We start from the raw sequence: 21,206 nt of genomic DNA, 5'->3' as shown, positions 1-21,206 counted from the left end.
AAAGGGATAGCGCGGAGGGGATTAATAAGACTTTTCATATGAAATTCAGTCCACAATCTCGAGGGGCAATTCAAAACCGTCACTCGAATACGCCCTGACACTTTCAAGGGTGAAGGGCCAGGCTATTATGAGATGAACTCCTCCGAACTTAGAGAAAAACTCCAAATCCCCCTCTGATGGCCATGGAGCTGGGCTCGGATGCGAATGGACAGTTCCCTTTATGGTTTCATCATAGGGGAGCATCCACGTATCGAAAAAGATACTGCTCGGGCCAGTTCTGGGGTTGGGGGCTATTAACACTTCCTCAAAGATTCCGTTTTTCTCCCTGAGAAACCCGGCGAACTCGTTTGGGTAAGCATTTCTTGCCAGCTCCAGGAGATATTCGAGTAGCTCTCTCCTAATTCGAACTTTCATTTTTTCACCTCAAAAGGAAAAAGTCAGAGAACTGCGACACATTCAATCTCAACTTTTACTCCTTTGGGTAGGTTTGCTGCCTCAACCACGGCTCGGGCCGGCTTGGACTTTGAGAAAAACTTCTCGTAGACCTCGTTAAACTTGGGATAGTCATTTATGTCGCTCAGGAAGGCCGTGACCTTAACTATGTTCTCAACGCTTCCCCCGGCTTCCTCAACTATGGCGAGCATGTTCCTTATTGCCCTCTCTGCCTGCTCCTCTATCGTTTCCCCAACTATCTCACCCGTTGCGGGGTCAATTGGTATCTGGCCAGAAACGAAGAGAAACTTTCCTCCCTCAACCAGAACCGCCTGGCTGTATGGCCCAATCGGTTTAGGGGCTTTTTCAGTATAGACAACCCTCTTCTCCATATCCACCACCTCCGTCAGCGAAGCGAAGATTCCTCATCGTTTCCTCGGGTGTCCTCGGCTTCATCATCCTTTCTTTTCGAGGTACTTCTCAAGGGATTTGGCAGGAACGTCAAGGCTAAGTCCAATTTTATCGAGTGCCACGCGAAGAGCGTAGATTTTGGCATGCTCCTCGAAGGGCTCGTCTGCGTAAAGCGACGGTTCAAAGGCCTCGTAAACTTCGATAACCTTGGGTATGTCCGACTTTTTAACCTTCTTAAACGCTGAAAACTCTCCCTCAATCCCTTCAATGTCTATCTCCGCATAAACCGGTATCTTGAGTGTGGTTGTCTCGTTTATGCTCGCCAGAAGCCTTGCCACATCGAGCATTGGCGTTTTTTCGTCTATTATGAGCCTCTTAACCACTATCCAGCGACCGTGTTTGGCCGTGAAGTTGATGTGCTCATCCTCGAAGGGAAATTCCACATCAACCCCCTTAAGGAGTCCCTCAGGATAATCGACGGGGAGGATAGGTCTAAGCGTTTCCCTGACGAGGTAGGCCTTGGAAACGTCCACAAGGAGTTTCTTAAGCTTTTTATCGTCCTCATTTACAAAGTTACCGAGTTTTCTGGCCGTTCCCGGCGACTTGAGAGCAACAACAGTATCGGAAAGGCTTTCCTTCCTCAGCTCCTCGGCTAAACTCCGTATTCCGTCAACGTCCATGGCGTCTCTAAGATAATCGCCAATGTGAGCGTTAACTGTGTTGGAAACACCCGCCAGAAAATGGGCTATCTTCTCACCCTCCATATCTGTGAGCCTTTTTGCAACTTCCCACTTCCGATGTCGAGCTGTAAACGCTACATGCTCCTCAACCTTCATGTTCTCACCTGTTTTTGAGGTCTCCTTCAATGCTTTTATCTTTTTCTTCACCTTGAAAAAAGGTTATAAATCGACCCGTTCATTCGGTCTTAGAGATGAAAGAGGGAAAGGAGATGGGCGAGGAGGAGATGGTTAAGGAAAAACCCTTTCCGCGCGAGTATGGAGAAAAACTCGACCTTGGAGTCGAGTTTCAAACAACGGAAGAGATAAAGGTTCCTGAGAAGCTCATAGACCAAGTCATCGGGCAGGATCATGCCGTTGAGGTCATAAAAACTGCCGCGACACAGAGAAGGCACGTCCTTCTCATAGGCGAACCGGGAACCGGTAAGTCAATGCTTGGTCAGGCCATGGCGGAGCTTCTACCAACTGAAAACCTCGAGGACATCCTCGTCTTCCCGAATCCAGAGGACGAGAACATGCCAAAGGTAAAGACCGTTCCAGCCTGCCAGGGCAGGAGGATAGTCGAAAAGTACAGGGAAAAGGCAAAGACTCAGGAGAACGTCAAATCCTACATACTGCTCTTCGTCATGTTCACCGTTATGTTCGCCCTCTTCCTCCAGTTTACAGCAACGACGCTCCTAATGGGAATCTTTGTCATAATCCTCACCATGATGGCCCTCTCCAACATGCGCTTCAGGAACACCGTCCTTGTTCCAAAGCTACTCGTTGACAACTGTGGTAGGACAAAGGCACCCTTCATAGACGCGACTGGAGCCCATGCAGGTGCACTGCTCGGAGACGTCAGACACGACCCGTTCCAGTCCGGTGGCCTTGGGACACCGGCTCACGAGCGTGTTGAGCCGGGAATGATACACCGCGCCCACAAGGGCGTTCTCTTCATAGACGAGATAGCTACGCTGAGCCTGAAAATGCAACAGAGCCTCCTTACCGCTATGCAGGAGAAGAAGTTCCCAATAACAGGCCAGAGCGAACTGTCGAGTGGTGCCATGGTGAGGACCGAGCCGGTCCCATGTGACTTCATTCTCGTCGCAGCTGGAAACCTTGACACGATAGACAAGATGCACCCCGCTTTACGTTCAAGGATTAGGGGTTACGGTTACGAGGTCTACATGCGCACAACCATGCCCGACACAATAGAAAACAGGAGAAAGCTTGTCCAGTTCGTTGCTCAGGAGGTAAAGCGTGACGGCAAGATTCCTCACTTCACCAGAGAAGCCGTTGAGGAAATCGTTAGGGAGGCCCAGAAAAGGGCGGGAAGAAAAGGCCACCTCACGCTTCGCCTGAGGGATCTTGGAGGTATCGTAAGGGCCGCGGGTGATATAGCAATAAAGAAGGGCAAGAAAATAGTCGAGAGAGAGGACGTTCTGGAGGCCCTAAAACTAGCTAAGCCCCTCGAAAAACAGCTTGCTGACTGGTACATCGAGAGAAAGAAGGAATACCAAGTAATCAAAACGGAGGGAAGCGAAATCGGTCGCGTCAACGGCTTGGCCGTTATAGGTGAGGAGAGCGGTATAGTCCTCCCGATAGAGGCGGTAGTTGCTCCCGCCGCGAGCAAAGAGGAAGGAAAGATAATCGTCACTGGAAAGCTCGGAGAAATAGCGAAGGAAGCAGTACAGAACGTCTCGGCTATAATCAAGCGCTACAAGGGCGAGGACATAAGTAGGTACGACATCCACGTCCAGTTCCTTCAGACTTATGAAGGTGTTGAAGGAGACTCCGCCAGCATAAGCGTTGCCACTGCCGTCATCTCGGCCCTCGAGAACATCCCGATAAGGCAGGATGTTGCTATGACAGGCTCGCTGAGCGTCCGTGGGGAGGTCCTTCCAATAGGAGGCGCAACCCCGAAGATTGAAGCGGCCATAGAGGCAGGTATAAAGAAGGTCATTATCCCCAAGGCCAACGAGAAGGACGTCTTCCTGAGCCCGGACAAGGCCGAGAAGATAGAGATTTATCCTGTGGAGAGGATTGACGAGGTTCTTGAGATAGCCCTTGAGGACTCACCTGCCAAGGAGGAACTCCTCAGGAAGATTCGTGAGACTCTCCCCATTGGCCACTGAGTTTTATCTTTTATTGTCCTGCAACTCCAACCCGGAGTTTTTCTGTTTTAAATTCCCATCTGTGTCCAGTAATGCTTAAAAAACGTCCCATCTACGTTACCCATGGAGGTGAGCTAATGCTCAAAGTTGAGAACCTTCACGTTTCGGTCGAGGACAAGGGGATACTGAAGGGAGTTAACCTTGAGATCAAACCCGGAGAATTCCACGTCATAATGGGGCCCAACGGGTCTGGAAAGTCCACGCTGGCTTTGACTATAGCGGGTCATCCAAAGTACGAAGTTACCAAGGGCAGAATACTCTTCGATGGCGAAGAGATACAGGAGCTCAGCCCGGACGAGAGGGCAAGGAAGGGCATTCTTTTAGCCTTCCAGGTTCCGCCCGAGGTTGAAGGAGTCAAGGTAATCGAGTTCCTCCAGCAGGTTCTGGTAGAGCTCAAGGGCATGGATTCAGTAAAGGCCTACGACCTGATTGTCGAGAAAGCCAAGGAGCTGTGGTTCAAGGAAGAGGATTTACACCGCTACGTCAACGTTGGCTTTTCAGGAGGAGAGAGGAAGAGGCTCGAACTCCTTCAAGCTCTTCTCATCGAGCCGAAACTTCTCATCTTAGACGAGCCGGACAGCGGTGTTGATGTTGACTCCCTGAGTGTGATAAGCAGGAAGATTGAGGAGCTCCACAGAAAGGGGACTGCAATACTGCTCATCACTCACTACGGCAGAATCCTCGGTCACCTTGACAGGGAAAAGCTTACGGTCCACGTAATGAAGGGCGGTAGGATAGTGAAGACGGGGAGCGGTGAACTGGTTGACAGGATTGACAGGGAAGGATTTGGAAAGATATTCGAGGAGGTGGGAGCATGACCGAAACGATAACCCTGAGCGATGCAAAGGCCATAATCGAGAACCAGATTGAAGAACTCGCGAAGAGGAACAGAGAGCCGAAATGGATGACGAGGATAAGGTACAAGGGCTTGGAAGCCTTTGAAAAGGCCCCCCACAGTGACCCGATAATAAGTGAAGAACAGCTCCTCCAGTTTATAGCAAAGCCCGAGGTTGAAGGCATACCTGAGAAGATAGAGAGCCTCGACGACTTACCACCGGAGATGAAGGCTCTCCTGGACAGACTCGGCATAGACGAGGTAGAGCAGAAATATCTGGCGGGACTGGCCGTCCAGACCGATACAGGCGTTATATACAACCAGTTCCTTAAGGACTGGGCCAAGAAGGGCCTTATAGTCCTTCCAATGGAAGAAGCTGTTAAGAAATACCCTGATATAGTGAAACAGCACTTCCTCAGGCTCTTCCGTGTTGATGAAAGCAAGCTGACAGCATACCATACTGCCATCTGGAATGGTGGAATATTCCTATACGTCAAGGAAGGACTAAAGGTTCCGTTCCCGCTTCACCTGTTCTTCTTAATTCAGGAGAGCGCTTTAGCTCAGGCACCACACATAATCATAATAGCCGAGAAAAACACCGAGTTCCACCTAATTGAGGGGTGTACCTCGCCGGTCCTTCTAAAACACTCACTCCACCTCGACATGACGGAGGCGTATTTCCACGAGAATGCCAGGGGCCAGCTCACGGTCTTACAGAACTGGCCGGAATACGTCCACACCAGACCAATGACGAGGGCGAAGATAGGAAAGAACGCGCGCTTCATCAACACGACCGTTACCCTCGGCTCTGGGAAGAGCAACATCGGCGACCCGCGCTACTGGGTTGACGAGAACGGCTACGTCGAGCTCAATGGAATTCTCCTTGGTCAGAAGGACTACTACATTGACCTCGGGGGCAGGATGTTCCTCCAAGGAAAGGGGGCATCGGGCATAAACGCGAGCAAGGCCGTGATAATGGACGAGAGTAAGGTCATAACGCGCGGGGTAATAACGGCAGAGGCACCGAAGACCAAGGGGCACATAAGCTGTGACGCTTTACTGATGAGCGACAAAGCGGTAATGGAGACTTACCCAGGACTTGTCAGCAAGGTGGACGACGCCGAGCTGAGCCACGAAGCTGCGATAGGCAAGATACGCGAGGAGGAGCTCTTCTACCTTATGTCGAGGGGACTCGACGAGGAGAAGGCCACACAGCTCATCGTCAAGGGCTTCCTTGAACCAATGCTCAAGGATATTCCAATGGAGTTCCTGGTCGAGATAAGGAAGATAATCGAGCTTGCCGTCAGCGGGGGCATGTGAGCCCCCTAACTATTTTAACCAGCTCCCATAGGTCATTGACGTAGTAGTCTGCCCCAGGAACCTTTTCAAAGCGGACGATGTTTACCGTCTTTATACCTGCCCTCTTTCCGGCGAGTACGTCGTTGGAGCTGTCTCCCACTATCATGACCTCTTCCGGCTTCAGGTTCAATGACCGTAGGGCCTTCTTAATAAGGTAGGGATTCGGCTTAACGCCATCGAGGTAGCTGTAGTCCTTTCCAAGGATTATGTCAAAGTATTTATCAAGGCCAAAAGCCCTTAAAACCAGCTCCGTGTTGTCCTGAGATGCGTTGCTGACGGCGGCAAGCTTCAGGTCCATGTTCTTCAGCTCCCTTAAAGCATCAACGTCTGAGAACGGCCTAATCCTGCCTGCCCTCAAGAGGTTCTCGCGGTAAATCCTGTTGGCCCTATCCATTGCCTTCCAGAACTCCACGTGGTCTATCCCAAACCTCTCGACGTAGGTTCGAGAAAGCTCACCCTTAACAATCCGCCTAAAAGTTTCCCAGTCGAGAACAACGCCTAGCTTCTCCATCGCGGGTCTTCCAACTTCCTCATACCAGCGCCTCAGGTCATAACCCTCATAGTAAACAAGAGTCTCGTCAACGTCGAAGATTAGACCTCGAAGCATTGTTATCCCCAAAGGCTTTAGAGGGGAGTTGGTTTAAAGGCCTAATCCTCAAGCCTCTTCAGAAGGGCGAACTCCCTCGGGTCCCAAGCGAGCTCATCGGTGACGAGGTAAACCCTCCCGCCGAAGAGAATGGAGTAGTCCCTCACGTCGTTGAGAAATTTTATCAGGGCCCTAAAACCGTTGTGGAGCGCAAGGTACTCAGGGCAGGCTATAACAATTGCCCTATCAGGGTCGTTTTTAAGGCTCGCCACTATGCCCTCAAGAACTCGGTGCAACTCCCTCGGTCCGAAGAAGCCCCTCGCGGCACTAACGGTGATTAGCTCCCAGCTAGGAGGAACTCTCTCGCCCGCCCTTCCTATAACAACGGCTCTCTCCTCGGGTATTTCTTTGAGCGAACGAACTATCTTAAAACTGGATGACCGGGTTCTATCAATGATGGCCCCCGCAAGGAGGGGAGCGAGTGCCTTCAGCATCTTCTCACCACCATCACTTTGGATGCCGGAGTTTATATCCTTTTTTTGTAAGTTGATATGTAGGTGCCCTCGGTCAAGGCCGATGTCATCACATTTCAGCCGGTTAATCCATCGTCATCGGAGCTTAGAAATAAAGGAAATAAAGCTTAAAAACATAGCGGAGTTCAGAAGAGCTCCTCAAGTTTAACGTCAATCTTGTCCGGGTTGAAAGGCAGGACGTGCCTCGTTGTCTTGGGCGAGTAAACTTCGCCACGCCTGACGAGTTCCATGACATCCTCCTTTGTTGGAGCCTTTCTGATGAAGACGTAGTCGATTTCGCCCCTTGCCATATCTTCCCTTGCATCCTCTTTGAGGCCGTAGTAGATGAGCTCTATCTTCCCTTCAACGCTCATCTCGTCGAGTACTTTGCTTACCTTCTTCTGTTCTTCAAGACCACCAGGTATGGCAAAAACCTTCTCGCCGACGAGGGCGAAAGCTATCTCGCCGCGCTCGGCCTTTTCTTCAGCGTTGGGGTCTTCAACGACCTCAAGGCCCTCCTTTTTGAGTCTCTTGATAACCTCGTTGAGGTCACCCTTAAATGCGGGATACCACGTATAGACCTTTACGTCATCGCTGAAGTAGTCAAGAATAACGGAGGGGGCCCTCTTCGCTCCAAGCTTCTGAAGACCGGCCCAGCGGTGGTGACCATCAACGATGAGGTACTCATCCGTCCCGGGAATCTTGGCCAGAAGCATGGGTTTCCAGAAGATTCCGCTACCCGTGACGCTCTCTATGAAGGCCTCAAGCTCCTTCTGAACGAGCTGTTCATGGGGCTTCATCTTGTCGAGCTCAATAAAGACGTAGTCAACCTTAACGGTCGGGATGTTATACTTCGGAACCTTCTCAACTCCCATTCTCAACCCCCCTGTGTGTGCAGATGGATATCGAATCGTGTAATAAAAAGGCTTTCCATTGAAAACCCCACCGGTTTCGTTGATTTTGATAAGTACTCGGGGAAAATCCCCGAAAAATCTACAGAAGAGGGGACCAAATCCAGAAACGGTTCGCCCAAAAGCGTCGCGGAGGTGGAGCATGATGATGCTGTGAAGCCCATAAAAGCACTTCGATGTCCATCTTTTCGTCCAGGTAAGGTTATAAACATCCGTGAGAAGAAGGGGCGGTGATGTTCATGGCGCTGAGCGACAGACTTGAGCTGGTTAACCCTTCTGAGATAAGGAAGCTCTTTGATTTGGCCGCCGGCATGGAGGATGTAATCTCACTCGGAATAGGTGAGCCTGACTTCGACACACCGGGGCATATAAAAGAGTACGCCAAGGAGGCCCTCGATAAAGGCTACACCCACTACGGCCCGAACGCAGGCCTTCCTATGCTCCGTGAGGCCATAGCGAGAAAGCTCAAGGAGCAGAACGACATCGAGGCGGACCCGAAGAGCGAGATAATGGTTCTCGTCGGGGCAAACCAGGCCTTCCTCATGGGGCTGGCAACCTTTCTGAAGGACGGGGAAGAGGTTCTGATACCTTCCCCGATGTTCGTGAGTTACGCTCCAGCAGTCATCCTCGCGGGCGGGAAGCCTGTTGAGGTACCAACATATGAAGAAAACGAGTTCCGCCTAAGCGTTGACGATTTGGAGAAGCACTTTACCAAAAAGACCCGTGCGCTCATAATAAACACCCCCAACAACCCGACAGGGGCCGTTCTCACCAGGAGGGACCTAGAGGAAATAGCGGACTTCGCGGTCGAGCACGACCTCATAGTGTTAAGCGACGAGGTTTACGAGCACTTTGTTTATGATGGCGTTAAGAACCACAGTATCGCTTCGCTCAACGGCATGTTCGAGAGGACGATAACAATAAACGGCTTCTCAAAGACCTTCGCCATGACCGGCTGGCGTCTCGGCTTTGTAGCGGCCCCGTCGTGGATTATCGAAAAGATGACCCGCTTCCAGATGTACAACGCCACCTGTCCTGTCACCTTTGTCCAGTACGCCGCGGCGAAAGCCCTCGAAGATGAGAGGAGCTGGAAGGCCGTACAGGAGATGCGCAGAGAGTACGACAGGAGGAGGAACCTCGTGTGGAAAAGGCTGAACGAGATGGGCCTACCGACCGTTAAACCGAAGGGAGCCTTCTACATCTTCCCGCGCATTAGAGAGACGGGCCTCACCGACAAGGAATTCAGCGAGCTAATGCTAAGGGAGGCAAGGGTTGCCGTCGTTCCAGGTTCGGCCTTCGGAAAGGCCGGTGAGGGCTACATCAGGATAAGCTATGCAACGGCCTACGAGAAGCTCGAGGAAGCTATGGACAGAATGGAGAAAGTTTTGAAGGAGAAAAAGCTGGTCTGAGCTATAGTTCCCTGAGCTCCACGTTTTCCACCTTTTTTGTCACCTCATCGAGCTCAACAATAGCATAGTAACCCCTGAAAAGCGGGCCGGGATTAACGATGACCGTTTCTCCGACCCTGTCAACGCTTCTGGCTTCGTGTATGTGCCCGGTAACGACTAAGGGTGGCTGGTTCCTCTCAATGAACTCCCTCAGAGCTTTGCTTCCAACGTGGAGGCCCGAATGAATTCTATCGGCTTTGGTATCCTTCGGCGGCACGTGAGAGAGAACAATATCCCCTGGGTGATAGTTTCTCTCGAGGATTTTCATAATCTCGTCCTCGGTGAGCTCCCAGACCGTGTTGAACGGGGTTATGTTTGAGCCCCCAAGGCCGATGAAACCAACGCCATAGATTTCAACCCTCTTGTCGTGAATGCCAATACCGAGTTCATCGAGCAGTTCGGGAACGTCCCTACCGTCACAGTTACCGTGAACCGCTAGAATTGGAACGCCCGGTTTCAGGAGGGGTTCAAGGATTTTCCTGGCGGTTTCGGCTCCTGAGAAGTGGGTTATGTCCCCCGCTATTAGGACAACCTCGGGCCTCTCAGATTCCAGAAGTTCCGTGAGTTCACTAACAGTGTTCGAGTTACCGTGGATGTCTGTAACGGTGAGGATCTTCACCCTACCACCTCCGTAACTGGGAACGACTGGTGCGCTTAAGGTTTTGCTTCGTCGATTAACGAAGATGACTTTAACGTTTACCGAAAACCTTATAAGGTTTAGGTTCCCCTAAGAGATTAGGTGATATTATGGAGAGGGTCAAGTCAATCCTCCAGAGGAGGCTTGAGGTTGTTAAAAAGAGGAAGGAGCTCCTCGTTCTCGAAGAGGCGAGGCTCGTCAGGATGGCCAAGCAGAAGAAAGACGTCGCGGTAAAGCTCGCGAAGGTTAAGAGCGAGAAGTTTGCCCTCATGGCCGAGGAGGCCAAGCTTTTAAGGGCTCTCAGGCAGAATTCTTCCGCTTTCTAAACTTTCCAAACTTTTGAAAAGAAAGGTTGAAAAGAAAAACTCAGAAGACGTTGAGCTTGTCCTCAAGAATCAGTTTCTGTATCTTAGTTATGTTGGCCAGCCACTCATCGGCAATCTCATAGGCAGGCTTCTGGAGAACGTCGATTGAGTAGCCCTTCTTTGGGATTATCTGGACGCTGGCAACGAGGGGCTCGTCAATTGGCTTACCTATCTGGCTCAGAATCCTCACGTAGACCTCTTCAACTCCCTCGACCTGCTCGGCTATGTCGTTGGCTATGAGCATAGCCAGGAGGTTGTATATCTTGCCGACGTGGCTGACAGGGTTCTTTCCGGCCGCTGCTTCCATACTCATGTGCCTATTCGGGGTGATAAGACCGTTGACGCGGTTGCCCCTACCAACGCTACCGTCGTCTCCGGCTTCCGCGCTCGTTCCTGTGACGGTTATGTAGTAGATTCCGTTCTTCGGGTCATCGGCAGTGTTCACGTATATCTTTGTAGGTCTCTCAGTGTGTGCCTCGACTATCTCCTTGGCCTTCTGGTAGATGGCCTCCTTAACTGCCATATACTCGTCAGGGTTTTCAACCTCACTGTCCACTATGGCGGCCGCTATTGTGAGGTCAATCTCATCCCCCCTCCTGAGACCCATGACCTTGATGTCCTCGCCGACGGCCGGCCACTCCTTCTTGAAGTCGTCGCTGTTGAGGGCTTTCTCGGTCTCGAGGACTATCTTTTCTGTTTCGCTGAGTGGAGCGTAGCCGACACCAAAGGAGGTATCGTTCGCGAGCGGAATCGGGTTCTCCTTGGCCTTGTTGAAAACACCAACTAGGTCAACACTTCCCTGTCCAATGCGTGAATCGATGACAACGTGGTTCTCGATGTCGAGGTGCCTAACGGCCTTCCTGAGATAGTCCTTTGCGGCCTTTATAGCTACCTCGTGAACCGGGAAGAACTCCCTGTCAACCATCTCAACTGCCCTTCCGGAGAGGAGGATGTAAATCGGTTTTATGACCTCTCCACCGCCGAACTGTGGGTAGGCCCTACCGCCAACGACCTCAACCTGGTCCGTGTTGTGGTGGAGGATTATGCCGTATCTCTTAATGTACTCCCTGCTAAGGGCTCTGCTGACTGCCTCGGCGATGCCGTCGGCAATGCTGTCCGGGTGACCTATACCCTTTCTTTCAACGAGTTCAACCTTCTGCATCTCAACCGGAGTCCTTACAAGCTCCTCAACGACGATGTTCCTAACCTTCTCGGCCATGAGCGTCACCACCTTTTCCTTTAGCAAGGCTCGCTTCGGCGGAGCTCTTATATAATTTTCGGCATGAATTAGGAAAACTAACATTCCTACTGGTTATGAACTTCGAAAGTCTTAAAATATTCCTCGAATAATTTTCTACGACGGTCCCGCCCGGTGGCCCGGGCCCGAGAGTGGGCTGAGCCTCCGATGAACGGGTAAGACGATGCCGGGCGGACAGGGCTTGGCCTCCGGACCGCCTGAGGGTGGCGATGCCTTCGATGACGGTGGGGGATAGCCAAGCCCACATTTTTAAGGCGTTTCTCCAACCTTTCCCGGTGGGAGCATGAAGATGGAGGAGATTATAGAAGCCATAAGGAGCGTTCTGGATGAGAAAGATTCCCTGAGGGAGGAGGCCCTCAAACTCACGAGGGAAATCGTCAGGTTCAGCGGAGACACTGTTAAAGCGATACATAGAAGAGAGCTGGAGCTTGCAAAGGAGCGCTGGAAGGAGACTAGAGAGAAGGTAGAAAAGCTCAGGGAGATGCTGAAAAACCACCTCGACCTCTACTACTCCGGCTACGTTCAGACCGCTCACCAAGAGTTCGTTGAGGCGTCACTTCTCCTCAGCTACGTTGAGGGCCAACCGTATCCGTCTCCGGAAGAGCTGGGCGTTCCCCACGCCGATTACGCCCTGGGTATTGGGGACTTCATCGGCGAGCTCAGGAGGTATTTCCTTCACAGACTCCTAGAGGGAGACATTGAAAAGGCAGAACGAGTCTACCGCGAAATGGAGAGAGTCTACAACGCCTTCATAACGCTTGAGTATCCAAAGGGCCTCGTAAACGTCAGGCAGAAGCAGGACCAGGCGCGCTATGTCCTTGAGCGAACCCTTGAAGATTTGGTTAGGGCAAAGCTCAACAGAAGCCTTGAGGAAAAGCTTGAGAAGGTATTAAACAATGGTTGAATTAAGCAATTACATAATTCGGGAAAAACTCAAAAAAATTACCGAGGTTCAGGGAGAGCTCTCGAAAAGGATAGCTGAGAGGCCTGTGAGAAGGGGAGACGTCAAAACCGTAGGTGCCGTTGACGTTTCCTATAAGGGGGACACGGCAGTCTCGGCCCTCGTGGTGTGCACCTTTCCAGAATGCGAGGTGCTTGAAACGAGAACTGCCAAAACGCAGATTGGGTTTCCCTACGTTCCAACCTACTTCTTTCTCCGGGAGACGATGCCAGTCCTGCTCGTGGTTGGAAACGCTAACTTCGACGTTTTACTGGTGGAGGGACACGGAAAAGCCCACCCGAGAGGCTATGGTCTGGCCTCACACATAGGACTTCTCATAGGAAAGCCCGTCATCGGTGTGGCAAAGAAACCTCTGCGAGGGGTTTCACCTAAGCTGTACAGACGGGTAGGAAAAGCTTATGTAAGCGTCGGACATCTGATAGACTTGACCTCAGCAGTTGAGATAGTTAAGATACTAAACGATGAAGGATATCCAAAACCCCTCAAGCTCGCCGATAAGCTCTCGAAGAGGTGCAACCGATGAAGAAAATCAAGCTCTTGGTTTTGCTTGCCGACAGGGGAGCAGTGGGAAAGAAGGTTCGCGTAACCGTTAGGGAGCTCGCAAACGAACTTAACGTTTCCCCCCAGACCATCCTTAGACTCCTCGGGGAGATGGAAGAAGAAGGACTCATAAACAGGCTCGTGGAGGGCAAAAGGACTTTCGTTGAGATAACACCCGAGGGGGCAGGCTTTCTAAGGGAGCTCTGCGACGAGATTTCAAGGGCACTTTCCACCGGGGTGATAATAGGCGAAGTCGTCTCAGGCCTCGGTGAGGGAGCTTATTACGTCAAACAGTACGCCCCCCTGATAAGAGAATACCTCAGCTTTGAGCCATATCCGGGAACCCTAAACGTTCGAGTTCTCTTCCCGAAGACCGTTTTCGATGCCCTTTGCAACGCGAGGCCGGTCATAATCCCGGGGTTCACAAGGGAGGGCAGAACATTTGGAGATGTTAAAGCCTATCGCGTGAGGATTGACTCGATAGAGGGGGCTATAGTGATACCCTCCAGAACCGTCCATCCACCAAAGATAGCTGAAATAGTTGCCCCCGTTAAGCTGAGGGAAAAACTCGGTCTCCGTGATGGGGATAGAATTAGGATTGAGGTGGTAGAATGAGAGTAAACGTCGGTGCCATACTTACCTTCGCAGGGACGGGCGCGTTCTTTGGGTTTTTACTTGCCGTTCTTGCATACGGGCCCTACGAGAACCAGCTCTTCGCTTATGGTATTTACGTTGGGCTTATCATAGGGGCCCTCCTTGGGGTTAAGGCCGATGAGGAGTGGAACTTCAGGACATCGTCTGTTTCCTTTCTCTTAGGAATCGCAATGACGCTTATTCTCGCATTATGGTGGGTCTATAGAGGGATAGACGCCCGATTTGCCAACATCATGCTTGGAATTGTTCTCGGAGCGAGTCTCTTAGTAAAACCAACAAACTTCACCGACGCGCTTATAAGCCCCGCAACTTACCTCGGGGGAACCACTACAACCCTTCTCCTCCTGAAGAACTATGCTTCTCTCCAGTCCGTTGAGCATGGGGTTACATCGATACTCATCTTCACGGGAAGCGCCATGACTCTCATATTCTTTGGGGCGCTCGGCAGGTGGGGTTTCGAGAAGTTTAGGAACTTTGGCAAAAAAGAAAGTAGCAACGCTTAAATATGCTCATTGATAACCTAAGGCGGTGATTGGAATGGTGATGAGGCTTTCAAAGCTCTACGGCAAGCAGATTTACAATACGAAAGGTTACTACGTCGGTTATGTTGATGAGGTATTAATCGAGATTGACAGGGGAAAAGGAAAGGTACTCGCGCTTGTTTTGCCAGGAGAAAAGGTTGGAGTTCCCTACGACCGTGTTACTGCCATAGGGGACATAGTCCTTGTTAAGGCGAAGGAGGATTAACCTTCTTTCACCTTTAATGCTTCCAAGAACCTTTCTGTGACCGCTTCCTCTACGAGCTTAAGGAGGGAGTTCTTGTCCTTGGCGAGCTTGAAAATCCCAAGGGGTATTCTGGCCCCTCCAGCCCTTGCATGACCACCACCGGAGCCGAGTTCTCCAAAGGCCTCCTTCATGATGACACCGATGTTAACCCTAACGTCCCTTGTCCTCGCTGAAATCTCGATTTTGTCGTCAACAATTCCAAAGACGAGAACGGTCGTTATGCCCTCCAGCCTGAGAAGGAAGTCCGCCGCTTCTGCGAGGGCATCGCGGTTGGTTATGAAACCCACGTTGCTTATTATGACGTTCTTGTACATCCTCCTGTGCATTATGGCCCTCGCGAGGATTTCAGCGGTTTCAGTACTTATATCTGGGTGCTCAATCTTATCAAGGAGCTCGTAGTCAACCTTACCGGCTAAAAATTCTATTGCCTTCAAATCGACGGGGCTCAGCTTCGAGAATTTCTTTGTGTCTATGTATATACCATAGAAAAGGGCAGTCGCGAGAGACGGCGAAACGGTTATATTGAGACCCTTGAGGTACTCAACGAGGATGGACGAGGCTGAATTAACATCGGGCCTTATATCGAGGAAGGCGTCATCAGGAAGGACATCGGAGAGGTGCTGGAGAACCTGATGATGGTCGATAACAATTTTAATCTTATCATAATCCGAGCTATCGAGTATCGTCAGGTTTCCATTCGGCTGACAATCAACCAGGGCTATGAAGGGATATCTCTTCAGCTCGTAGGAGCCCCTTGAGACACGAGCGACCTCGATTCCGAGGAGGTTCACGAAGGCCCTGTTCTCGTGGTGGGTAATCTCGCCCCCGTGGACTATCTTGGTCTTGAGGCCGAGGGTCTGGGCTATAAGGCTCAGTGCGGCGGCACTGGCGAGTGAGTCCGGATCCGGATTGTCGTGCATAACGATAAGAAGGGAATCCCCATCTTTTTTTAGTTCACGAAGCTTCTTTACGAGGAGGTTGACGTTCTTCCGCTCTCCGATGTGCTTGACCATTCCTATGAGGGCATCCCTTAGGGCACTCCTTGGTGAAACAGCATAGTCCACCTTGATATCTGCCTCAAAGCTCTCCTTTATGCTCTCGGTCAGCTCATCTAAGCTTGTGTCATCGGGCAGAACCGTTAGAATTGGAACCTCTCTGTTGTTGGTTCTGATGACGTAAACGGTTTTCTTGATGGTCTCAATGTTCATCGTCGTTATTATTACCAGCTCGGACTTCTCAATCCCAGCTTTGAGCAGTGTGGCTGTGTAGGAGAAATCACCCTGAACAACGTGAAAGCCACTCTCCTCCAGGGCACGAACCCTTATTTCATCCTTTTCAACGATGACTACCTCAAACTCTCCCCTGAGGGCCTCGGCTATAGACCGGCCAAGGGCCCCTCCACCGAGTACGAGGATTCTCATTGGCATCACCCACTTTCTGCACAACAATGTTTAAATAGGGGCTCCGATATACTAAACCGTGAATTCCTTCGAGTTCTTTAAGCGAATAGAGATATATATAGCTAATGGTGGTGGGGATGCAGTTACCGGACAAGGCACCGCTCGTCGAGAACGTCGTAGTAACGTCCGCTGGGGAGTTCAATGAGCTAATCAAAAAAGCCCTTAGTCAGGGGAAGGGAGCATTTCTCAAAATATTTGCAAAGGACAGGAGCGCCAAGTACTACATAACGGTGCTCTTTGACAGTTCAAAGATTCTCGCCGTAGAATGTCTGGTGGTTGACAATAAGCAGACGCTGATTGGTGAGGATGCTGTAAAGCTCCTAAAGTCCCTTCTCGGAAAGCCCATGGTTGTAGACGTTTATTCCCTAGATGAGATTGAAATGAAGCTCTCGATAGCCGAGAACCTTGACGTTTACTCTGAGACGCCGAAAATACCCCTTGAAGAGCTGTTCTCCGGAGGAACCTCGGAGCCGTCAAAGATAGAGACTCCAACCCCTGTTCCTGTCCGGGAACAGCCCGAGGTAAGGTCAAAGGTCGAGGAGAAACTTGCCCCCTCCGTGACCAAATCCGCATCCGAGGTGACAGAAAAGCCGGAAGTCGTGGTCAACTTCACGGGGGGTAGAATCCCTGAAGAGGCCTTCCGTAAGTATGCGGAGAGCGTCATAAAGGAGGCCGAGAAAATAAAGGGGGTCTCCATAAACAGAATAGAGTTCGACGCCAACGTTGGAGAGGGCGTCGTTTACCTAAACGTCCATGTTTACGGAAGCTCTGGAAGTGCCGACAAACGGAGTCGCGAAATAGCGGAGAAAAGGCTGTTCCACATAGTCAGCAAATACGCTCCGATAATCCTGAGGGAGGCAGAATACAAGCCTATTCTCAGGGACATAAGCGTTGTTCTCAACGGTGAGGAAGCCAGACCTCAGGAAATAGTGGAGAAGGATAAGAAAAAGACAGGGGCGGTTACAAAGGATGGAAGGATTCAGCTTTCAGTTCTCGAAGATGTCTGGCCCTATTTCAGCAACTTTGCAAGGACTGTTATCAAGGAGCTTGAGGCCGCTGGAATGAAGGTTACAAAGGCATACTTTGACATAAAGGGCAGGAGAGAACTTGAGATAAACCTTTTCATCGCAGTCGAGGGGCCCTTTGACAAGGCAACGACCGAAAGGACGATTAGGACAATCCTCAACAGGCATGCCAAGGAGCTCTCAAGCTCGATAAAACGCTATATAACAGTTCACAACATTGAAGTGGAACTCGTAGAGAAAGTCTTCCAGAGACCCACACGAGTAACGAAGACTGTAACAAGTGGAAAAGCCGCGGAGATACTCGCCAAGAAAGATTTACTTGAAAAGGAAGTCGAGAGACTTTTAAAAGAAGCAGGCATAGATGAACTCGCCCCCTTAACCGAAGAGAAGAAGAAGGAAGCCGAGGAAACCCTACTGAAGAGCAGAATCGAGCCGGCCATAGAAGCATTAAAGAACAGGGTTCACGCGGAGCTGAAGCTCATTCCGAGGGTCACCTTCAAGTGGCTCAAGCTCAACCACGAGATTCAGGGTTCGACGGTTTACGTTGATATAGAGGCCTCGTTCGTCAAGGAGAGCGTCGGGGGCCTCTTCGGAGCCTACTCCGGGGTATCGGACGACAGGATAAAGAAAGACATCACCGAGACAATAAACAGAATCATCCGCGATATCTCAGGTGAATACAGCGTGTCAATAAGGCCAAGGAGGATAAACGTCATCCTCCGCTGACCTTTCTCTTTTCAGCACTCAAGATCGTCATCATCCTTTCGTCAGCACTGCCGAGGTCATCATCGTAGGTGGTTCACTGGGACGGTTAAGTTCTTTTTTCATACCTTCATCTAAACGCTAAAGCGCTAATTTTTTAAGGATTCCTCCCCGAGTGGAGACCATGCAAACGTTAATCATTGGAGTCATATTGGCGCTTGCATCGGCATTTTCTTGGGCCTCGGCTACGATACTGGTCAGATTAGGCCTTAGAAAGCTGTCACCAATTGGGGCAAACATCTTCAGGCTTTACGTTGCCTCAACATCCTTCCTCATAATTTTTGCCCTGACTGGAAACCTGACCGTTTTTAAACTTCCGGCAGGACTCCTCCTCCTAGCCTTTATCTCAGCACAGTTCGGCTTCGTTATAGGCGATTACTTCTACTTCAACGCCCTGAAAAGGATGGGCGTCTCAAGAACAGTCCCAATAACATCAACATATCCCCTCTGGGCGATTCTTTGGGCAATCCTCTTTCTGGGCAAAAGGGTCAAGCCCCACGTGATTATTGGTGCCGTTCTCGTCGTCCTAGCAATCATCGTTGTCAAGAAGGCGGAGGAAGAGGAGCACGCCGACAGGCTCGGTTTCATCTTTGCATTCATCGCCCCAATCTCTTGGAGCATCGCCATAACCCTCATGGACTACCTTACGAGGAGCATACCTTCCCTTCAGCTTGCAGGCGTCAGGATGGTCTTCGCGGCCATGGGAATTTCGGTCTTTCTCCCGAGGTACGGTGGCGAGGTGATTCAGATAAGCAGAAGGGAAGCCATGACCCTGGCGGGCGCCGCCGTCCTAGGCCTAATCCTCGGGCAGTATCTATTCGTGTATTCGGTTTCCCTCGTCGGTTCGCCAATAGCGGCACCGGTTTCAGCGATAAACCCAATAATAGCATCCCTACTGGCCGTTCTTATCCTCAAGGAGAAGCCAAATGCAAGGATATTTGAGGGTCTAACCCTAGCTGTCGTAGGTGTCGTTCTTATCTCAGTGGGCTAAACTTTTAAGGTTCATCTCATTATTTCTCATCGCCGACAGCGAGGGGACAATACCCCCTCGCACGGGCTCGGTATTCCCGCCTCCGCGAGGTAGTCGGGTTCGATGAGCGGAGCGTGCTCACGCCGAGCCCACAGGGCCGGGAGCATCCACCCGCGCGATTAATGACCGCGGGCCTCTGTGCCCGGCCCACAATTCGACGCCCTTCTGAGGAAGGTTTATAACTCCAAGACCGGTTTAATAACTGGTGGTTATTTATGGTGGTTATCCCCCGGCCCATCGACCCCAGGGAAATCAGGCGGATTCGAAAGGAGCTCGGCATAACCCAGGAGGAGCTCGCAAAGAAGGCAGGGGTTACTCAAGCGTACATAGCGAAGCTCGAAGCTGGCAAAGTTGACCCGAGGCTCTCAACGCTGAACAGAATCCTCCAGGCCCTTCTTGAATGTAAAAAGGCTCAGCCAAGGGCGAGGGACGTTATGTCCTCTCCGGTAATCTCAGTCAAGCCCTACGAGAAGGTGGAAACGGTCATCAGGCTGATGAACGAGCACAACATCTCTCAGATTCCCGTCGTTTCCGGAAACAAGGTGGTTGGTTCGGTAACGGAGCGAACACTCGTTAGACAGAGCCTTGAGTACGAGGACATTTACGACCAAAAGGTTATGGAAATAATGGAAGAACCGTTCCCTATCGTTAATGAGGAGGAAGATTTGGAAGTTGTCAAGTATCTCCTTGAGGACAACCCGGCTGTCCTCGTCCAGAACAGGGAGGGGAAAATTGTTGGAATAATAACCCGGGTTGACCTCTTCAGGGTAGGTAAAACCTAACTTTTCCCACCAACTTTAAAAACCCCTTCTTCTCAACATCTCTGGACATTTAATCCGGACAAAACATCCAGGTGGTAACCATGAAAAAAACAGCGGTGCTTGTTGTTTTGCTCCTGATGGGGGCTGTTATAGCAACCGGATGTATAGCCTCAAATTCAACTACCCCCACGAAAAGTTCATCACCAACGACTTCCCCAGCCAACTCTTCAACAACGAGCCCAGCCACGAGCTCAAGTTCAACACAGATGGAAAAGAGCTACTATCCGATAACGGTTAAGGACTTTGCAAACAGAACAGTAACAATAAAAGAAGAACCAAAGCGCATTGTTTCACTCGCCCCCAGCATAACCGAGGACCTGTATTATCTGGGACTCCTCGACAAGGTCGTTGGAGTCACAGGTTACGAGGACTGGCCTCCCGAGGCCAGGAAAATCACCTCTGTTGGAGGCTACGGTGCCTACGCGAGCCTTGAAAAGATAGCGGAGCTAAAACCTGACCTCATCATAGCGGATAACGCGGTATTTTACAAGAAGGGCTTCCTTGAAAGTCTAGAAAAGATAGCGCCGGTTGTTATAATAGCCCCACAGGGCATCGACCAGATTCCTCAGGCAATAGAGCTCCTCGGAAAAATCTTCAACAGGGAGAACAAGGCGAAGGAAGTCATTGACGAGTTTAACGCAAAGGTAAATGCAATAAAGGAACTCACGAAGAACCAGCCAAAGGTCAAAGTCTTCTTCGTAACCTGGAGCAAGCCCCTCATGACCGCGGGCAAAAACACCTTTATCAACGACGTTATCACGATAGCCGGAGGGGCTAACATCTTCAACGATACCAAGGGATGGCCACAGGTCAGTGCTGAGGAGGTCATAGCAAAGAACCCCGATGTTATAATCCTGACGCCCCACTGTGGGATGACAATTGAAGAGGCCTACAAGCTCTTTGCAGGAACCAACGCCGTTAAAGAGGGCCACGTTTACATGATTGAAAACGAGAACGACCTAATTCATCCGAGCCCAAGGATAATAAAGGGAATAGAGATTATGGCAAAGCTCCTTCACCCGGATGCCTTCAAGACCAAGTATCCGCTCACAATAAAGGACATGGCCAACAGAACCGTCACAATCCCAAAGGAGCCCCAGAGGGTCGTTTCACTCGCCCCGAGCATTACTGAGACTATATTCTATCTCGGGGCCGGAGACAAGCTCGTTGGGGTCACGAAATATGCAGACTGGCCCCCAGCGGTGAGGAACATAACTAAGGTCGGTGGCTACGGAGCCTATGCCAACCTCGAAGAGATTGCCAAGCTCAAGCCCGACCTCATCATAGCGGACAACGCGGTATTTTACAAGAAGGGTTTCCTTGAAAGTCTGGAAAAGATAGCGCCGGTTGTAATCGTCAACCCGAAGAGCATCGAGGGAATATACAAACAAATTGAGTTAATCGGAAAGGTCCTCAACAGGGAAGAACAGGCTTCGATGGTAATAGCCGAGATGAAGGCACAGATAAGCTACATTGAGGGCCTTGTCTCCAACCAGAGCAGGCCGAGTGTTATGTATCTC

General features: G+C 50.8%; 24 protein-coding genes. 15 read left to right on the top strand and 9 right to left on the bottom strand.

Features of this window, described 5'->3' with window-relative positions; all coding sequences use genetic code 11:
- Positions 1 to 45: 45 nt before the first annotated feature.
- The 3 genes from F7B33_RS05900 to F7B33_RS05890 all read right to left on the bottom strand — a co-directional run bounded on the left by F7B33_RS05900 (position 46) and on the right by F7B33_RS05890 (position 1,679).
- Positions 46 to 414 (bottom strand): Mov34/MPN/PAD-1 family protein, encoded by a 369-nt coding sequence (locus F7B33_RS05900; protein ID WP_297062384.1) that lies wholly within the window; start codon positions 412 to 414, stop codon positions 46 to 48.
- Between the two features lie 23 nt (positions 415 to 437).
- Positions 438 to 824, bottom strand: coding sequence for a RidA family protein (locus F7B33_RS05895; RefSeq protein ID WP_297062435.1), 387 nt, complete (start codon positions 822 to 824; stop codon positions 438 to 440).
- Between the two features lie 63 nt (positions 825 to 887).
- On the bottom strand, positions 888 to 1,679 hold the full coding sequence (locus F7B33_RS05890; protein WP_297062385.1) for a DUF2666 domain-containing protein: 792 nt from the start codon (positions 1,677 to 1,679) through the stop codon (positions 888 to 890).
- A gap of 113 nt (positions 1,680 to 1,792) precedes the next feature.
- Here F7B33_RS05890 and lonB point away from each other — a divergent pair, with 113 nt between their 5' ends.
- The 3 genes from lonB to F7B33_RS05875 all read left to right on the top strand — a co-directional run bounded on the left by lonB (position 1,793) and on the right by F7B33_RS05875 (position 5,891).
- Entirely contained in the window at positions 1,793 to 3,697 is a 1,905-nt protein-coding gene (gene lonB / locus F7B33_RS05885) for an ATP-dependent protease LonB (RefSeq protein ID WP_297062437.1), read from the top strand.
- A 116-nt stretch (positions 3,698 to 3,813) separates the two neighbouring features.
- Positions 3,814 to 4,554 carry a Fe-S cluster assembly ATPase SufC gene (gene sufC / locus F7B33_RS05880; protein ID WP_297073725.1) on the top strand — a complete coding sequence of 247 codons (741 nt, stop codon included), beginning with the start codon at positions 3,814 to 3,816 and terminating at the stop codon, positions 4,552 to 4,554.
- The gene (locus tag F7B33_RS05875) at positions 4,551 to 5,891 is read left to right on the top strand and encodes a SufD family Fe-S cluster assembly protein (protein WP_297073723.1); all 1,341 of its coding nucleotides are present in this window, start codon (positions 4,551 to 4,553) and stop codon (positions 5,889 to 5,891) included. The genes sufC and F7B33_RS05875 overlap by 4 nt, the downstream gene beginning before the upstream one ends.
- Here the strand turns inward: F7B33_RS05875 and F7B33_RS05870 are convergent.
- From F7B33_RS05870 to serK, 3 genes are all read right to left on the bottom strand, one after another.
- Positions 5,875 to 6,537, bottom strand: coding sequence for an HAD family hydrolase (locus F7B33_RS05870; RefSeq protein ID WP_297062438.1), 663 nt, complete (start codon positions 6,535 to 6,537; stop codon positions 5,875 to 5,877). The genes F7B33_RS05875 and F7B33_RS05870 overlap by 17 nt on opposite strands.
- A 41-nt stretch (positions 6,538 to 6,578) precedes the next feature.
- Positions 6,579 to 7,010: a DUF835 domain-containing protein gene (locus F7B33_RS05865; RefSeq protein WP_297073722.1), complete on the bottom strand. Its 432-nt coding sequence runs from the start codon at positions 7,008 to 7,010 to the stop codon at positions 6,579 to 6,581.
- Positions 7,011 to 7,174: 164 nt separating this feature from the next.
- Entirely contained in the window at positions 7,175 to 7,903 is a 729-nt protein-coding gene (gene serK / locus F7B33_RS05860) for an L-serine kinase SerK (protein ID WP_297062389.1), read from the bottom strand.
- Between the two features lie 15 nt (positions 7,904 to 7,918).
- Here serK and F7B33_RS05855 point away from each other — a divergent pair, with 15 nt between their 5' ends.
- Both F7B33_RS05855 and F7B33_RS05850 read left to right on the top strand, forming a co-directional pair.
- Positions 7,919 to 8,173, top strand: a complete 255-nt coding sequence (locus tag F7B33_RS05855; RefSeq protein ID WP_297062390.1) for a hypothetical protein — start codon at positions 7,919 to 7,921, stop codon at positions 8,171 to 8,173.
- 5 nt (positions 8,174 to 8,178) lie between these two features.
- Positions 8,179 to 9,348, top strand: coding sequence for a pyridoxal phosphate-dependent aminotransferase (locus tag F7B33_RS05850; protein WP_297073740.1), 1,170 nt, complete (start codon positions 8,179 to 8,181; stop codon positions 9,346 to 9,348).
- Position 9,349: 1 nt separating this feature from the next.
- Here the strand turns inward: F7B33_RS05850 and F7B33_RS05845 are convergent, their stop codons facing one another.
- Positions 9,350 to 10,006: a metallophosphoesterase gene (locus F7B33_RS05845; protein WP_297073720.1), complete on the bottom strand. Its 657-nt coding sequence runs from the start codon at positions 10,004 to 10,006 to the stop codon at positions 9,350 to 9,352.
- 128 nt (positions 10,007 to 10,134) lie between these two features.
- On the opposite strand from F7B33_RS05845, the gene F7B33_RS05840 reads away from it, so the two are divergent.
- Entirely contained in the window at positions 10,135 to 10,350 is a 216-nt protein-coding gene (locus F7B33_RS05840) for a hypothetical protein (protein ID WP_297062392.1), read from the top strand.
- A 40-nt stretch (positions 10,351 to 10,390) separates the two neighbouring features.
- On the opposite strand, the gene F7B33_RS05835 is transcribed toward F7B33_RS05840, so the two are convergent.
- Positions 10,391 to 11,608: a methionine adenosyltransferase gene (locus tag F7B33_RS05835; RefSeq protein ID WP_297062393.1), complete on the bottom strand. Its 1,218-nt coding sequence runs from the start codon at positions 11,606 to 11,608 to the stop codon at positions 10,391 to 10,393.
- 322 nt (positions 11,609 to 11,930) lie between these two features.
- On the opposite strand from F7B33_RS05835, the gene F7B33_RS05830 reads away from it, so the two are divergent.
- From F7B33_RS05830 to F7B33_RS05810, 5 genes are read left to right on the top strand one after another with little or no spacing between them, the layout of a single operon-like run.
- On the top strand, positions 11,931 to 12,551 hold the full coding sequence (locus tag F7B33_RS05830) for a haloacid dehalogenase (RefSeq protein WP_297073717.1): 621 nt from the start codon (positions 11,931 to 11,933) through the stop codon (positions 12,549 to 12,551).
- The gene (locus F7B33_RS05825; RefSeq protein ID WP_297062395.1) at positions 12,544 to 13,131 is read left to right on the top strand and encodes an endonuclease V; all 588 of its coding nucleotides are present in this window, start codon (positions 12,544 to 12,546) and stop codon (positions 13,129 to 13,131) included. The genes F7B33_RS05830 and F7B33_RS05825 overlap by 8 nt, the downstream gene beginning before the upstream one ends.
- Complete coding sequence (locus tag F7B33_RS05820; RefSeq protein ID WP_297062397.1) at positions 13,128 to 13,763, top strand: CTP-dependent riboflavin kinase; 636 nt, start codon at positions 13,128 to 13,130, stop codon at positions 13,761 to 13,763. The genes F7B33_RS05825 and F7B33_RS05820 overlap by 4 nt, the downstream gene beginning before the upstream one ends.
- Positions 13,760 to 14,305 carry a hypothetical protein gene (locus F7B33_RS05815; protein ID WP_297062398.1) on the top strand — a complete coding sequence of 182 codons (546 nt, stop codon included), beginning with the start codon at positions 13,760 to 13,762 and terminating at the stop codon, positions 14,303 to 14,305. Before F7B33_RS05820 ends, F7B33_RS05815 begins: the two co-directional genes overlap by 4 nt.
- A 34-nt stretch (positions 14,306 to 14,339) precedes the next feature.
- Positions 14,340 to 14,549: a PRC-barrel domain-containing protein gene (locus tag F7B33_RS05810; protein WP_297062441.1), complete on the top strand. Its 210-nt coding sequence runs from the start codon at positions 14,340 to 14,342 to the stop codon at positions 14,547 to 14,549.
- Here F7B33_RS05810 and F7B33_RS05805 read toward each other — a convergent pair.
- A complete protein-coding gene (locus F7B33_RS05805) occupies positions 14,546 to 16,009 on the bottom strand; it encodes a DHH family phosphoesterase (protein ID WP_297062442.1) in 1,464 nt (487 codons plus the stop codon). The genes F7B33_RS05810 and F7B33_RS05805 overlap by 4 nt on opposite strands.
- Before the next feature lie 116 nt (positions 16,010 to 16,125).
- Here F7B33_RS05805 and F7B33_RS05800 point away from each other — a divergent pair, with 116 nt between their 5' ends.
- The 4 genes from F7B33_RS05800 to F7B33_RS05785 all read left to right on the top strand — a co-directional run.
- On the top strand, positions 16,126 to 17,799 hold the full coding sequence (locus F7B33_RS05800; RefSeq protein WP_297073713.1) for a hypothetical protein: 1,674 nt from the start codon (positions 16,126 to 16,128) through the stop codon (positions 17,797 to 17,799).
- A gap of 160 nt (positions 17,800 to 17,959) precedes the next feature.
- Positions 17,960 to 18,826, top strand: a complete 867-nt coding sequence (locus F7B33_RS05795) for a DMT family transporter (protein ID WP_297062400.1) — start codon at positions 17,960 to 17,962, stop codon at positions 18,824 to 18,826.
- Between the two features lie 254 nt (positions 18,827 to 19,080).
- Complete coding sequence (locus F7B33_RS05790) at positions 19,081 to 19,647, top strand: CBS domain-containing protein (RefSeq protein WP_297062402.1); 567 nt, start codon at positions 19,081 to 19,083, stop codon at positions 19,645 to 19,647.
- Between the two features lie 80 nt (positions 19,648 to 19,727).
- The coding region (locus F7B33_RS05785; RefSeq protein ID WP_297073711.1) for a helical backbone metal receptor at positions 19,728 to 21,206 on the top strand (1,479 nt) is incomplete at its 3' end.

It is taken from the genome of Thermococcus sp. (genome assembly GCF_015523185.1).
In the GTDB taxonomy this organism is placed as follows: Archaea; Methanobacteriota_B; Thermococci; order Thermococcales; family Thermococcaceae; genus Thermococcus.
The sequence above is the reverse complement of the archived record's forward strand: the minus strand, read 5'-3'. Positions and strand labels throughout refer to the sequence as shown.

Excerpts from the sequence above, each read along its gene's own strand:
- F7B33_RS05900 (WP_297062384.1), bottom strand. The coding sequence starts at position 414 with ATGAAAGTTCGAATTAGGAGAGAGCTACTCGAATATCTCCTGGAGCTG.
- F7B33_RS05895 (WP_297062435.1), bottom strand. The coding sequence starts at position 824 with ATGGAGAAGAGGGTTGTCTATACTGAAAAAGCCCCTAAACCGATTGGG.
- F7B33_RS05890 (WP_297062385.1), bottom strand. The coding sequence starts at position 1,679 with ATGAAGGTTGAGGAGCATGTAGCGTTTACAGCTCGACATCGGAAGTGG.
- lonB (WP_297062437.1), top strand. The coding sequence starts at position 1,793 with ATGGGCGAGGAGGAGATGGTTAAGGAAAAACCCTTTCCGCGCGAGTAT.
- sufC (WP_297073725.1), top strand. The coding sequence starts at position 3,814 with ATGCTCAAAGTTGAGAACCTTCACGTTTCGGTCGAGGACAAGGGGATA.
- F7B33_RS05875 (WP_297073723.1), top strand. The coding sequence starts at position 4,551 with ATGACCGAAACGATAACCCTGAGCGATGCAAAGGCCATAATCGAGAAC.
- F7B33_RS05870 (WP_297062438.1), bottom strand. The coding sequence starts at position 6,537 with ATGCTTCGAGGTCTAATCTTCGACGTTGACGAGACTCTTGTTTACTAT.
- F7B33_RS05865 (WP_297073722.1), bottom strand. The coding sequence starts at position 7,010 with ATGCTGAAGGCACTCGCTCCCCTCCTTGCGGGGGCCATCATTGATAGA.
- serK (WP_297062389.1), bottom strand. The coding sequence starts at position 7,903 with ATGGGAGTTGAGAAGGTTCCGAAGTATAACATCCCGACCGTTAAGGTT.
- F7B33_RS05850 (WP_297073740.1), top strand. The coding sequence starts at position 8,179 with ATGGCGCTGAGCGACAGACTTGAGCTGGTTAACCCTTCTGAGATAAGG.
- F7B33_RS05840 (WP_297062392.1), top strand. The coding sequence starts at position 10,135 with ATGGAGAGGGTCAAGTCAATCCTCCAGAGGAGGCTTGAGGTTGTTAAA.
- F7B33_RS05835 (WP_297062393.1), bottom strand. The coding sequence starts at position 11,608 with ATGGCCGAGAAGGTTAGGAACATCGTCGTTGAGGAGCTTGTAAGGACT.
- F7B33_RS05830 (WP_297073717.1), top strand. The coding sequence starts at position 11,931 with ATGAAGATGGAGGAGATTATAGAAGCCATAAGGAGCGTTCTGGATGAG.
- F7B33_RS05825 (WP_297062395.1), top strand. The coding sequence starts at position 12,544 with ATGGTTGAATTAAGCAATTACATAATTCGGGAAAAACTCAAAAAAATT.
- F7B33_RS05820 (WP_297062397.1), top strand. The coding sequence starts at position 13,128 with ATGAAGAAAATCAAGCTCTTGGTTTTGCTTGCCGACAGGGGAGCAGTG.
- F7B33_RS05815 (WP_297062398.1), top strand. The coding sequence starts at position 13,760 with ATGAGAGTAAACGTCGGTGCCATACTTACCTTCGCAGGGACGGGCGCG.
- F7B33_RS05810 (WP_297062441.1), top strand. The coding sequence starts at position 14,340 with ATGGTGATGAGGCTTTCAAAGCTCTACGGCAAGCAGATTTACAATACG.
- F7B33_RS05805 (WP_297062442.1), bottom strand. The coding sequence starts at position 16,009 with ATGAGAATCCTCGTACTCGGTGGAGGGGCCCTTGGCCGGTCTATAGCC.
- F7B33_RS05800 (WP_297073713.1), top strand. The coding sequence starts at position 16,126 with ATGCAGTTACCGGACAAGGCACCGCTCGTCGAGAACGTCGTAGTAACG.
- F7B33_RS05795 (WP_297062400.1), top strand. The coding sequence starts at position 17,960 with ATGCAAACGTTAATCATTGGAGTCATATTGGCGCTTGCATCGGCATTT.
- F7B33_RS05790 (WP_297062402.1), top strand. The coding sequence starts at position 19,081 with ATGGTGGTTATCCCCCGGCCCATCGACCCCAGGGAAATCAGGCGGATT.